We start from the raw sequence: 14,148 nt of genomic DNA, 5'->3' as shown, positions 1-14,148 counted from the left end.
TTATTTTAGCTTTGCTAAGTGTATTACTGTTCTTACTAATTGCGATACATATGACATTTCATTATCATATCAAGCAAAAACTTTAACAATTTGTTTGCCTTCAACTTCAATAACTTTTGTTAATGTTGCATCAAAACTTGAACCAAAACTTGAACCAATAATATCAGTTGAAACAATTGGATCTTCATTATAAGCAAATGATTCGCTACTATGTTTTTTCATTGCTGCATTAACTTGTTCAACAGTAACATTTTTCTTTAATTCAATTGTTAAATCAACAATTGAACCAGTAATAATTGGAACACGCATTGCTGAACCATCTAGTTTTCCTTTAACAGAAGGGATAACTAAACCAATAGCTGCAGCAGCACCTGTAGCTGCAGGAACAATATTAGACATAGCACTACGTCCTCTTCTAAAATCTGAATGTTCTAAGTCTAGTAAACGTTGGTCATTAGTTGCAGCATGAACTGTTGTCATTCATCCCTTAATAATTCCAAATTCTGATTCTAGAGCATGAACAACAGGAGCAAGACAATTAGTAGTACATGAAGCACCAGAAATAATATTATCAGTACTTTTTAGAATATCATGGTTAACATTATAAACAATAGTTTTTAAGTCTCCTTTAGCGGGTGCTGAAATCACAACTTTTTTAGCTCCAGCATCAATATGTGCTTGTGCTAATTCTTTTGTTGTAAAACGTCCAGTTGCTTCAATTACGATATCAACATCATTGGCTTTTCATGGTAATACTTTTGGGTCTTTTTCTTGACAAACTTTAATTATTTTACCATCAACATTAATAGTATTTTTTGATTTGTCTGCTTTGATTTTTCCATGTTTTCAAGTTCTATGTGCTGAATCATATTGTAATAGATATGCTAGAGCTTCTACATTTCCTAAATCATTGATAGCAACAATATCAATTTCTTTTTTGTCAAATAATTGACGAAAGGCAAGGCGGCCAATGCGCCCAAATCCATTAATTGCAATTTTAATTGCCATTATTAAGTCACTCCTTTTATGTGTTTGTTTTTTATATTGATTAATGACTAGGTATATTATAAACAAATATTGTTAATATTTGTCATAAAATATGGATTTATTTATAAAACATTTATTTTATTAGTAAATTATTTCCTTTATTTTAATTATAGTTTTCATTATTTTATTTTTTTATGAAATTTATATTGGTATATATTCTATTTCATTATTAATATTGTCAATATTATTATTATTTTCAATGGTAGTTTGTGATTCTTCAATAGTTAATTCAATTGGTATAGTTAAAGTTTGAATACGTTCTAATAAACGTTTAACTTTAATTTCTTCTGATTTACTATTTTTTAAATAATAATGTTGATATAGTTCACTAATACTATAGTTAGAATTAATAAATGTAGTTTTTAATGGTAAAATTCGTGCATTAAGAATACTAAATAATAATTCATCACGCTCTCAAGCGCTAACAGTTTCACCGCCTAAATCATCAATAAATAATAAGTCACATGATTTTAATTGTTCAATTTGCTGATTAGTATCAGTATCATTTTTAAAACTTTTTTTAATGTCCATAACAAATTCAGGTCATACAATAAAACAAACAGTTTGATTTTTTTGAATTAATTTATTTGCAAATAAGATAAAAATAAAAGTTTTGCCACTACCTGTGTCACCATATAAGTATAAACCTTGATAACTTTTGTGTTTTAAAGATTGATGTAAATACTGGATGATTTCTTTTCTTGCATTAGTTGAGGCATTAAAATTTTTACTTCATGAAAGTGATAAAAGTTTATCATCATAGTATTTAATTAAAAAATTATTATGTACTTGTTGTTGGACAGATCTATTAATAGAATGAAGACAATCCGTTAGTACTAAACTTATTTTTTGATTAGGTAACATTACTAGTTTATAACGATATCCTTTAACATTTTGTAGACATTTGCTAAGATTCTCTCGTTTTTTACATAAATTGTAGCTATCAATATAAGTTTTTAATAAATCAACATATGGTTCTAGTTTGCTATTAGTTAAGTTGTTTTTTTTAATAAAGTCATGAAGTTCAGCATTGTTAATGTTTTCTTTTAAGATAGTTGTCGCTTTAAGTTTCATGATAATCATTTCCTTACTTAATAATAGTGTCTTTTAATAATTAAATTAATGGGCATCAAATTCCTTTAAAATATTCTTTATTTCTTCTTGAGTTAATTTTATATCTTTTTTAATATTATCAACCTTATATTTTTTAATTAATTTTTTATTGAAATTATTTGTTATTGATTGTTCTGTAGTAGATCATAATGATTCTTGTTGAAATTGTTGCTGTGGATTTTTTTTGCTACGAGCATAAGCAAGTTTTAAATGAGATAAAGCATCATCAATACTATTAATTTGATTTTCTTGAAAGGTTTCAGCAATTTTAATAATATAGTTTGGTTCTAAACGTTTATTATTTTTAAATCAAACATATTCAATTAAGCAGTTAATTACAGCATTATTTAATTGAAAGTTATTAGTTAATATTTCTAATGTTGTTTTTAATTTATCAGTTGGTATTTTACCAGTTAAATTTTTTAAATATTCTTCAGGTAATTTTTGTTGCATTAAATTTAATGTGGTATTAATAACATCAGAATTATCTTTAGATATAATTGTATTACCATTAGAATTTAAATTAACTTTCATAGTATTAATTTGATTTTTATTTTGAAATGAATAAATTGGTCTAGAAATTGATGTTTGCTCTTGTTTAGCATAAATATTATTAAGTGCTGTTTTTAATTTTAAAGATTGAGGGATAGTATTTTCCTGTTGAGTAATATTAACATAATTTTCTGTAATTTCAATATCATTTTTCAAAAAATAAAATTTTTGTCTTTCGTAATTTAAAGTTCCTAATTGTTTAAGTAGTTCTGAGTTTAAATGGGTATTAGCAAAAAAATCATCAGCAGATAAGGGAGAACACAATTGATAAATGTAAGTAGATTTTAAAGAATAGTAGTAAGTATTAATAAGGTTAACAGATTCAAGTTGTTGGAAAGCAACAAGTAATTGAGTGGAAGTTATTTTTAATAAAGATTTAATTCGTCCATGATTGAAATCAAGATTAATACGTTTTGTTAATAACTTTTCTTGAACTAAAGTTAAATATAAATTTATTGCTTCAATACCAATTATTGGTTGATATAACATAAATAAAATTTGGTAATCTTCGTTACTAATATATTCTGATTGGTTCAACTTAAAAATATCAATATCATTTATTGTTCTGTTCATATTCATTCCCTAACTTTCTTTTTACTATCCATTTCTTTCATGGTATGATAATTATATGCACATAAAGAATATAAATAAAGTGAAATGTTTAAAACACATACTTATCCACATTTATTCCACTTTTTTTATTAAAAATATTCTTTATTAATATATACTTTTGAGTTTTCCACAGTTAATATTTAATTTGACAGTGATTACAAAAGTAAGTTCCACGAAGGTTTATTTTTATTTTTTTAATAATAGTATGGCATTTAAAACAAGGCATTTTTGCTCTAGTATGAACTTGTAATTCTTGTTGATAGTAACCTGTTACACCAAGGCTTGAAGTATAACTACTAATTGTTGATCCACCAAGTTTTATTGATTTATCAAGCACAAATCTTGCTTTATTAATGATTTCTTGTAATTGTTTAAGTGTTAAATTTTTAGTAATACTTTGCGGATGAATACTAGCATAAAATAATACTTCATCTGCATAAATATTTCCTAAACCACTCATAACATTTTGTTCTAATAATGTTGCTTTAATACTTTGACTTTTATTTTTTCATTTATTTTTTAAATATTCAGCAGTAACATTTTTATTAAAAGGTTCTGGACCAATATTAATATAAGGTTTTATGTTTTGATATTCATTTTTAGTTTGCAAATGAAAGGTTCCAAACTGTCTTGTGTCATGATATCTTAATTCGTATTTATTGTCTAATTCTAATATTAATAAGACATGTTTTCAATTTATTGATTGATTATTTTGTTGAAAATAATATTTTCCTTCCATTCGTAAATGACTTAATAATACATAATCATCTAATATAAATATGCTAAATTGTAAAGGTAAGTGCAACTAAATTATTTTTCTATCCAAATATTCGATTGGTGAAAGATAATTTAATATTTTTCTCGGTCTTTGATTTAAAGACAATATAAATTTATGAACTTCATTTTTATTAGTTTTTGAAAAAATAAATTTTTTAGGAAATTTTTCTCTAATTAAACCATTAGTATTTTCATTAGTACCTCTTTGTCAAGGTGAATATGGATTGGCAAAATAAATTTTTACATCTAAATTTTTTTCAAGTTGTTGTCAATTTGAAAATTCTTTGCCACGATCAAAAGTAATAGTTTTAACAATGTTTTTAGGAAGAATTGATAAATAATAACTGACATTTTTATTAATAACTTTAGTAGTTCTGTTTTTAACTAATATTGCTAAAGTAAATCGTGATACTCTTTCAACTAAAGTTATTAAACATGATTTGCTTTTGCCTCTTGATGATACTATAGTATCTCCTTCTCAATGACCAAGTGTTATACGATCATTAACATTTATATCTCGTTCTTTAATTGATTTACCATTAAACTTGCCACGATTTTCTTTAGATTTTCGTTTTTTACCTTTTCTTCTTAAATTTTTACTAGTAACTTTATCAAGCATTCCAAAATAAATTCAAGTATAAATTGTTTTAAAACTAATAACTCACTCTTTATGAAAATTTTTAATTCTGCCATAAATTTGTTCAGGTGATCAACCTAATAGTAATTTTTGTTGTACATATTTTACTAAATTCTTATTTTTAAACTTATGAAAACTAATATGTGATTGTTTTCGATTTTCAGCTTTATTTTGTGCAATTAATGAAAAATAATGATTATTATCTTTATTTCTATTAATTTCTCGAATAATAGTACTAATACTTCGATTAAGATTTTTAGCTATTTCACTAATTTTAAATTTAAATTTCAATTGATTCTCAATATAAATCCTTTCATCTATGCCAAGATGTTTATAACTCATATAAAAACTCCTTACTTTTTTCTAAACTAAATTTAACATTATGAAATTTTTATATGAGAATTTTTTGCAATTTTATTTACTTGCACTTACAAGTATAATTCAGCATATTAATAATTTACCAACTCTTTGAACATCATTAATTGTTTGTCCAATAATTTGTTTTGTTAAAATATAATAAACTAATTTGTTTTAAATATTAATAAATTTTTAAAAATTTATTTTAATTCAAATCAGTTATCACCAATACTAGTATTAATTAATAAGGGAACTTTTAATTTAGTAACATTAGACATAATTTTAGTAATTTTAGTAATAACATCATTAACTTTATTATCTTCAACTTCAAAAATTAATTCATCATGAATTTGTGCAATTAATATTGCATCAATATTTTGTTTTTTTATTTCTTCATAAATTTTATTCATTGCTAATTTTAAAATATCAGCAGTACTACCTTGAATTGGCATGTTCATTGCTATTCGTTTACCAAAATTTTGAATCACCTTATTTTTATTTGTAATTTCCATTACTTCTCTTCTACGATTAAAAATTGTTTGAACATATCCATTTTTTTCACAAAAATCAATTATATTATTAATATAACTTTTAATTTTTGGAAAAACTGAAAAATATTTATTAATAAATATTTTAGCATCTTCAACTTTAATTCCTATTTGTTGTGATAAACCAAAACTAGAAATGCCATAAACAATGCCAAAATTAATAGCTTTTGCATTTTGTCTTTGTTCGTTAGTAACTTCTGCTAAAGGTATATTTAATATTTTACTTGCAGTTTCGCGATGAATATCATGCTTTTGTTGAAAAGCTTTAATTAAATTTTCATCTTCACTAATATGAGCTAATATTCTTAATTCAATTTGCGAATAATCACAGGATAGTATTTTAGTATGTGGTTTGCTTGGAATAAAGATTTTGCGAACTTCTCTTTGTTCTTTATCGCGAATACTAATATTTTGCATATTAGGATCTATTGAAGATAACCTGCCAGTACTGGTTTGTACTTGATTATAAATGCTATGAATTTTACCATCATCAAAAATATATTTTTGTAAACCAAGTAAGTAAGTGGAATATAATTTTTGTAATTTACGATATTCTAAAAGAATATCGATGATTGGATGTTGATTTTTTAAACTAATTAAAACTTCAAAAGCAGTACTACCTTTTTTATAATTAGGTAATTTTAATTCTTTAAATAAGTATTCACTAATTTGTTTTGGTGAATTTGGATTTAAATTACTATTACTTTCTTTTTTAATTTGTAATTCTAAATCTTGGATTTTTAGTAAAGTTTTATCAGTTAGTAGTTTTAATTTTTTTTGATCAATGTTAACACCATTACACTCCATATTTACTAATACAAAAGCAGCAGGTAGTTCAATCTCTTGATATAAATTTCAGTTATTAGTATCTTTTAATTTTTTTATAAGAATGAGATGAGAATCTGTTAAAAAATTTAATTTTTTTTCTAAAAAAATAGCTATTTCTTTTTCATCATTGGGAATATTTTTTTTAATACCTTTGCCATAGAAATCATCAGCGCTTAAATTATCTTTAACATTGACATTGAGCATAACAGCAATGTTTTCTGGTAATATTTTTTCATTAGCATAAAGAAGGTAAGCAGCTAACATATGGTCAAAAATAATATTATTTATTATCAATTTTAAACGTAGTCCTGCGATAATAACCTTTTTTAAATCTCAAGTTATTTTTTGTAGTTTTTTATTTTGTAAGAAATGTTGAAAATTAGGACAATTAATTGCATTAATTTTATTAATATAAAATGTTCCTTTTTCATTTTTAATACTAAAACCAATAATATTATCACGATTATAATTATCACCAAAAATTTCTAATCATAAGTAATTTGAATCACAATTTCATTCTTGATTTCACTTATTTATAATTTGAACGTGAGATGTACTATTTTTATTAGTTTTAGGATTAGTGTCTTGTGTTAATAAAGAGTTCATATTATATTGTTTGTAAAAGTCTTGTAACTTTTCATTATTTAAATTTTCAACATTATAATTAAACGTTTCTAAATTACCAGTAATTGGTGTATTTAAATTAAGTTGTGCTAGTTGTTTACAAATAATACCATTATTAAAGTTAAGTTTAATTAGTTTACTAACATTTGGTTTTAATTGTTCTACATTTTCAATAATGTTTTCTAATGTGTCATATTCTTTTAATAAACTAATAGCAGTTTTTTGACCAATTCCTTTAATGCCAGGTAAATTATCAGAACTATCACCCATTAATCCCTTTAAATCGGTAACTTGATAAGGTAATAATTCATATTCTGATTGAAATGTAGAAATAGTAATAACCTTTAAATCACTCATCCCTTTTTGTGGATTAAGAATTTTAATATTGTTATCTAATAGTTGTAATAAATCTTTATCACTACTCATAATATCAATTTGATAATTACTAGCAACTTTATTTTTAACAATGCTGCCAATAATATCATCAGCTTCATAATTATTTATTTGTCCCCAAGGAATTTGTGCTAAGTCTAAAAATATTTTTACTAAATTAAATTGTTCAATTAACTCAACCGGAGTTTCACTTCTTTTTCCTTTATATGTTGCTAAAGTTTCATGACGAAATGTTTTACGACCAGCATCAAATGCAACAAAAACACTAGCATAGTTGTTAGATTTTAAGTACTTAGTCAACATTCTAATAAAAGCATAGACGGCATTAGTTGGAATACCCTGTAGCGAATGTAGATTAACTCCTTGGTATGCAGTAGCATAATATGCTTTAAATAATAAATTGTTACCATCAATAATTAATGCTTTTTTCATTTATTCACCTAATTTCATAAAACTATTATAACAATAAGTAAGTATAACTTCATATAAAATTAAAAAATTAGCATATAAAAAAAACAAGATTTTTTTCTTGCTATCGAACAATAATTAAGTTACAGATTTAATTGTGTAGAAAACATTATAAATATAAGGTTTTAGGGTTAATTTTAAGAGAATTATTATATTTATAGTGATTAGAGTTCTGTAACTTAAGTATTTAAATATTAAGGATATTTATAAATAGATCCTTAACTTTTATTATAACATTCAATTTTTAATTTTTAAATTCATTTTTTCTTTTTTATATATAAAAAACAAGAGCTTTTCAGCTCTTGTCTACACAAGAATTATTGCTAAGGTAATATGTCATTTATAAAAAAAAGGGGGGTTATTTATAAATAAAACTTAAGGTTATTGGGGTTATAGAGTTTAAATTAGGGGTTTTAGATTAATTTTAAATTTTTTATATTTAAAAATATTATAATTGAATAATGTTTTGACATATTACCTTAATTTTAAAGGACCTAGGCTATCTAAATCCTTATAAGAATAATAACAAATAATATTTAAATTGCAAGGAAATTTGTTATTATTTTTAGAAATAATTTATATTTTCAGTTTTTTTTGAAAAATATATTCATACTCTATATAAGTTTTTTATTTTTTTGATAAATATTTTTGGAAAAATTGCAATAATTTTACCCTACTTATCTTAGTTTTATAAAAAATATTAGTGCATTAATGGAGTGCTTATTGTTAGTAAAAATTTTTACATATTATGAAATTTTTAAGCACTAATAAAAGTAATAAAACAAAAATATGTGGTTAAACTTATAGTCTTATAGTTTTAATTTTAGTTATAAAAATTTTGTAAAAAATTATTTAAAAAAAATAAAAAAGATATATAATGATATCGAATATTTAATATTTGCTGAATTATACTTGTAAGTGCAAGTAAATAAAATTGCAAAAAATTCTCATATAAAAATTTCATAATGCTAAATTTAGTTTAGAAAAAAGTAAGAAGTTTTTATATGAGTTATAAACATCTTGGCATAGATGAAAGGATTTATATTGAGAATCAATTGAAATTTAAATTTAAAATTAGTGAAATAGCTAAAAATCTTAATCGAAGTATTAGTACTATTATTCGAGAAATTAATAGAAATAAAGATAATAATCATTATTTTTCATTAATTGCACAAAATAAAGCTGAAAATCGAAAACAATCACATATTAGTTTTCATAAGTTTAAAAATAAGAATTTAGTAAAATATGTACAACAAAAATTACTATTAGGTTGATCACCTGAACAAATTTATGGCAGAATTAAAAATTTTCATAAAGAGTGAGTTATTAGTTTTAAAACAATTTATACTTGAATTTATTTTGGAATGTTTGATAAAGTTACTAGTAAAAATTTAAGAAGAAAAGGTAAAAAACGAAAATCTAAAGAAAATCGTGGCAAGTTTAATGGTAAATCAATTAAAGAATGAGATATAGATGTTAATGATCGTATAACACTTGGTCATTGAGAAGGAGATACTATAGTATCATCACGAGGTAAAAGCAAATCATGTTTAATAACTTTAGTTGAAAGAGTATCACGATTTACTTTAGCAATATTAGTTAAAAACAGAACTACTAAAGTTATTAATAAAAATGTCAGTTATTATTTATCAATTCTTCCTAAAAACATTGTTAAAACTATTACTTTTGATCGTGGCAAAGAATTTTCAAATTGACAACAACTTGAAAAAAATTTAGATGTAAAAATTTATTTTGCCAATCCATATTCACCTTGACAAAGAGGTACTAATGAAAATACTAATGGTTTAATTAGAGAAAAATTTCTTAAAAAATTTATTTTTTCAAAAACTAATAAAAATGAAGTTCATAAATTTATATTGTCTTTAAATCAAAGACCGAGAAAAATATTAAATTATCTTTCACCAATCGAATATTTGGATAGAAAAATAATTTAGTTGCACTTACCTTTACAATTTAGCATTTTAAAGTAAATGGGTTTTTTATTTTTTAATCAAATAAGGAGAAAAAAATGAAACCGATATTATCAAAAGCCCTAAGTAATATTGTAAAACAAGGTGCATGAATTACTAGAGATGAACCTTTACATCAAAATAAAGAGAAAATACAGAGAGAATTAATAACATATAAACTAAAATCAGAAAATAATTTTGTATATAAAACAGAAATTAATAAGGATATTATAATTTATGAATATTTTTTTGAGAAAATAAAAGATAAAGATAATGGTTCTTGCATTGTGACTAGAATTTATTTTAGTAATGATGAGATATGAGAAAAGATAGTATATATTAATAATAAAGAAACTGATGTTGAACAAAAAATAATAGAACAATATAGAGTTTATTTTTGTAAAAAAGAACTTTTAGAAGAAAGTCAATTCATAAAAAATGAAAATGATAAGCAAGTAGTTATTAGAAAAAAATCTATTTTAGATTTTAAAAATAAAGAAAATATTAATGGTGTCAATAATAATGAGAGGCTTTTTAGTAATCTGTGTTTCTTTGTTTTTGCAAAGTACTAGTTCAGATTAATTCTGTCTTCAAATTTTATCATAAAATGAGCAATTGCTGTATTTCAATTTTGAATAGGCATTGTTCATTTTTTTGTTATATTTTCAATTGCTAAGTAAAATATTTTGAAAACTGCCATATCATTTGGAAAAACTTTTTTATTTCTGATGACTTTTCGTAATTGACTATTAACAGATTCAATAGAATTTGTAGTATAAATCACTCTTTTGATTTCTGGAGGATAACTAATAAAAATCATTAAATTATCTCAATTTTTATATCAAGATTTAGCAATTTGAGGATAGTGTTTATTTCATTTACTTTCAAATGATTCTAAAGCTTGCATTGCTTGTTCTTCACTACATGCATTATAAATTGGCTTTAAATCTGTAACTAGTGATTTTCGATGTTTGTATGAAACATATTTTAAACTATTTCTGATTTGATGAACTATACATAATTGATGTTCAGTTTTAGGATAAACTGATTGTATTGCTTCTGACATGCCTGTTAAGTTGTCACTACAAGCAATAAGAATATCATTTAAGCCACGATTTTTCATTTCTGTGAAATTTGCTAATCAAAATTTAGCGCCTTCATTTTCACTAATTCATAAACCTAAAACATCTTTTTTACCTTCTAAATCAACACCTAAAGCTATATAAACTGATTTGTTAATAATGCGTTTATCTTGTCGTACTTTAACTACTATACAATCAAAATAAACAATGGGATAAATGCCTTCTAATGGTCTATTTTGTCATGCTTTGACATCATCAATCACATCATCAGTAATTTGACTAATAACACTTTCACTAATATCAGCACCATGATATAACTCTTGTAACTGCATTCTAATATCTGATAATGTCATACCTTTTGCATATAAGGAAAGAACTTGTTGATCAAAACCATCAAATCTTCTCTGTCTTTTTGGCACTATTACAGGAATAAAATTACTATTACGATCTCGTGGTACATCAATCTCAATTTTACCTTGTTGAGTTATTAATTTTTTTGAACTTATACCATTACGAGCATTGTCACTATTACTATGTTGATTTTTTTCATATCCTAAATAATTTTGCATCTCAGAATTCAAGATTTTTTCAACTAAACGTTTTGTTAATTCTTTATATAAACCCCCTTCTTTAAAAACTGTTGTTAAATCTTCAGTATTTTCTAATAATAAATCTACTGCTTTTGATATTGGATCATTATTATTAAAGTTATCTTTTTTAGCCATCTGTAACTCACTCTTTCTAGTCATTTAATTATATTTACTAGAATTAATTAAACATAGTTATTTTTGTAAGTTACACAGATTACTAAACATTACCAATAATGATGAAAAGATTAAAGAAAGTAAAAATACTTTAGGTAAACGATTAGGTAGGTGAGTTGGAAAATTTTTTATTTTTGCCTTTGAAACTTTTATTTTTGGTGTTGTTTCAGGAATTATTTCTGTTCTTGCACTTAAAATTTCTTTTGCAATGGCGCTTTGTTGATGAACTCCTGCGACTTTAGGAATAGCAACACTTACTGCTTTGCCTATAGGTTGATGTGTAGTTTTAGCAATTGTAGCAGTATTAGGTGTTCAGATACTAAAAGAATATGGAATTAAACCTTTATTAAAAAAAATGTGAAACTTGGTGGAATTAAAAAAAGCAAAAAAAACTAGAAATGGAGGACTTAAAAGAAATAGATTTTCATAATATCAATTCTAGAGTTTTAAAAAACTATTTAAGTTCTCAAAAAACATACCTTTTGATGAAATTAGACCAAGTTTTGAACAAAATATTAATATAATTAAAAATAGAAAATTGTCTCATCAAACTCAAGAAAAATTTGATGCAAAGAGTATTAATAATATTCCAATTTCAGCTAATACTTGAAATAAAGTAAAATGTTTATTTCAACATAATTAATAAGTTAACAATTTTGTTGATAATAATAAAATTTTAATCTATAAAATTAATACTATTTTCTCTTTTCTCTTATTTTATGGCTAATATTCATGTTATTATTACTAAGTAATTAAAAAAATATTAATGAGGTATAAGATGAGTATTGTCACAATTGAGAATTTAACACATGCTAATGGTGGAAAAGTTTTATATAAAAACGCCACTTTACAAATTAATAAAGGTGAACATGTGGCATTAATTGGTATGAATGGTGTTGGTAAAACAACATTATTAAATATTATTAATGGAACAGTATCTGCAGATCATATTAATTTAAATATTCATCCTAAAATTAAAATTGGGTATTTGGATCAACATCAAGAGGTTAATTTAGAATTAACAGTTTTACAATATTTGCGTGAAAGTTATCAAAAACTTTTTGAACGTGAACAACAAATGGAAAACTTATATGCAGAAATGGCTAATAATTATAGTGAAGAGTTATTAACGAAAGCAATGAAAATTCAAGATGAATTGACACACCAAGGATTTGATACTATTAGTAAAAAAATTGGTCGTTTAGTTGATGGATTGGGTATTAATTTACAGCTTTTAGAACAAACTTTAGGTAGTTTAAGTGGTGGTCAAAGAGCAAAAGTGTTATTAGCAAAATTATTATTAAATGAAGATGATTTTTTATTACTTGATGAACCAACTAATTTTTTGGATATTGAACAAATTAATTGATTAGCTAAGTTTTTACAAAATTATCCTAGTGCATTTTTATTGGTGTCACATGATCGTAATTTTATTAATACAACATGTAATATTATTTTCGATATTGATAATTATATGATTACTCGTTATGTTGGTAATTTTGAAAGTTTTTTAGAACAAAAAAGTTTACATCATCGTCAATATGAATCAGCATATTCAAATCAAAAGAAATTAATTGAAAAATTAGAAACTTATATTAGTAAAAATGCAGCACGTGCTTCAACTGCTAAAAGTGCTGAATCAAGAAGAAAACAATTATCAAAAATTAATGTTTTAGAAAAACAGCAAATCCAGTCTCCTCCAAAGTTTTATTTTAAGTATTATAAAACAACGAGTTCAATTGCTGTGCAAGCTAAAAACCTTGAAATAGGTTATCATAAACAATTAATTAAGCCACTTACTTTTGTTATTAAGACTGGTAGTAAGTGAGTTGTTAAAGGGTATAATGGAATTGGTAAAACTACTTTCTTGCAAACATTAGCTGGTAATATTCCAGCACTTGCTGGAAATATTAATTTAGATGATCGAATGCAAGTAGCATATTTTCATCAGACTGAAGTAATGACTAGTACTACTCCATTTAATTATTTAAAAGAGTTAGATATTAAATTAAATGATGTTGAGATTAGAAGAATTTTAGCAAGTTTTGGCTTGCGTAGTAATTTAGTAATGAAACCAATGAACTTACTTTCTGGTGGTGAACAAACTAAGGTTAGATTAGCAGCATTGGCATTAAAACCTTACAACTTATTAATTTTAGATGAACCAACTAATCATATTGATGTTTTAGCTAAAGAGTCTTTATTAAAAGCATTGCAAGAATTTGAAGGCACTGTATTATTGACAACTCATGATACTAATTTTAATAATAGTTGAGTTGATGGTGTTTTAGATTTTGAAAAATTAACAAATTAGTGAAATTAAAATAGTTATTTTTAATATTTAATTTATACATTTAAACAAATAAAAAAACTTAT

11 protein-coding genes are annotated in these 14,148 nt (G+C 23.8%); 4 read left to right on the top strand and 7 right to left on the bottom strand.

Annotation, left to right across the window (positions count from 1 at the left end; translation table 4 throughout):
- From gap to polA, 6 genes are all read right to left on the bottom strand, one after another.
- Complete coding sequence (gap, locus tag AACK95_RS06130) at positions 1 to 1,008, bottom strand: type I glyceraldehyde-3-phosphate dehydrogenase (RefSeq protein WP_338979991.1); 1,008 nt, start codon at positions 1,006 to 1,008, stop codon at positions 1 to 3.
- 180 nt (positions 1,009 to 1,188) lie between these two features.
- Positions 1,189 to 2,121, bottom strand: coding sequence for an ATP-binding protein (locus AACK95_RS06125; protein WP_338957786.1), 933 nt, complete (start codon positions 2,119 to 2,121; stop codon positions 1,189 to 1,191).
- Positions 2,122 to 2,166: 45 nt separating this feature from the next.
- A complete protein-coding gene (locus AACK95_RS06120) occupies positions 2,167 to 3,285 on the bottom strand; it encodes a DnaD domain protein (protein WP_338979990.1) in 1,119 nt (372 codons plus the stop codon).
- 172 nt (positions 3,286 to 3,457) lie between these two features.
- Positions 3,458 to 4,129: a DNA-formamidopyrimidine glycosylase gene (gene mutM / locus AACK95_RS06115; protein ID WP_338979988.1), complete on the bottom strand. Its 672-nt coding sequence runs from the start codon at positions 4,127 to 4,129 to the stop codon at positions 3,458 to 3,460.
- Entirely contained in the window at positions 4,130 to 5,080 is a 951-nt protein-coding gene (locus tag AACK95_RS06110; protein WP_338979395.1) for an IS30 family transposase, read from the bottom strand.
- A 215-nt stretch (positions 5,081 to 5,295) separates the two neighbouring features.
- The gene (gene polA, locus AACK95_RS06105; RefSeq protein ID WP_338979986.1) at positions 5,296 to 7,920 is read right to left on the bottom strand and encodes a DNA polymerase I; all 2,625 of its coding nucleotides are present in this window, start codon (positions 7,918 to 7,920) and stop codon (positions 5,296 to 5,298) included.
- Between the two features lie 1,040 nt (positions 7,921 to 8,960).
- On the opposite strand from polA, the gene AACK95_RS06100 reads away from it, so the two are divergent.
- Together AACK95_RS06100 and AACK95_RS06095 are read left to right on the top strand one after the other, a co-directional pair.
- The gene (locus tag AACK95_RS06100) at positions 8,961 to 9,911 is read left to right on the top strand and encodes an IS30 family transposase (RefSeq protein ID WP_338979984.1); all 951 of its coding nucleotides are present in this window, start codon (positions 8,961 to 8,963) and stop codon (positions 9,909 to 9,911) included.
- A 74-nt stretch (positions 9,912 to 9,985) separates the two neighbouring features.
- Complete coding sequence (locus AACK95_RS06095) at positions 9,986 to 10,498, top strand: hypothetical protein (RefSeq protein ID WP_338979982.1); 513 nt, start codon at positions 9,986 to 9,988, stop codon at positions 10,496 to 10,498.
- Here the strand turns inward: AACK95_RS06095 and AACK95_RS06090 are convergent.
- Positions 10,495 to 11,733, bottom strand: coding sequence for an IS256 family transposase (locus AACK95_RS06090; RefSeq protein WP_338981064.1), 1,239 nt, complete (start codon positions 11,731 to 11,733; stop codon positions 10,495 to 10,497). The genes AACK95_RS06095 and AACK95_RS06090 overlap by 4 nt on opposite strands.
- Positions 11,734 to 11,980: 247 nt before the next feature.
- On the opposite strand from AACK95_RS06090, the gene AACK95_RS06085 reads away from it, so the two are divergent.
- Together AACK95_RS06085 and AACK95_RS06080 are read left to right on the top strand one after the other, a co-directional pair.
- Positions 11,981 to 12,202, top strand: coding sequence for a hypothetical protein (locus tag AACK95_RS06085; RefSeq protein WP_338979980.1), 222 nt, complete (start codon positions 11,981 to 11,983; stop codon positions 12,200 to 12,202).
- 348 nt (positions 12,203 to 12,550) lie between these two features.
- Positions 12,551 to 14,086 (top strand): ABC-F family ATP-binding cassette domain-containing protein, encoded by a 1,536-nt coding sequence (locus tag AACK95_RS06080; protein WP_338979979.1) that lies wholly within the window; start codon positions 12,551 to 12,553, stop codon positions 14,084 to 14,086.
- The last annotated feature ends 62 nt before the right edge of the window (positions 14,087 to 14,148 follow it).

The organism is Spiroplasma endosymbiont of Lasioglossum malachurum (assembly GCF_964020065.1).
Classification (GTDB): Bacteria; Bacillota_I; Bacilli_A; order Mycoplasmatales; family VBWQ01; genus Spiroplasma_E.
This window is presented reverse-complemented; position numbering and strand designations above follow the sequence as displayed.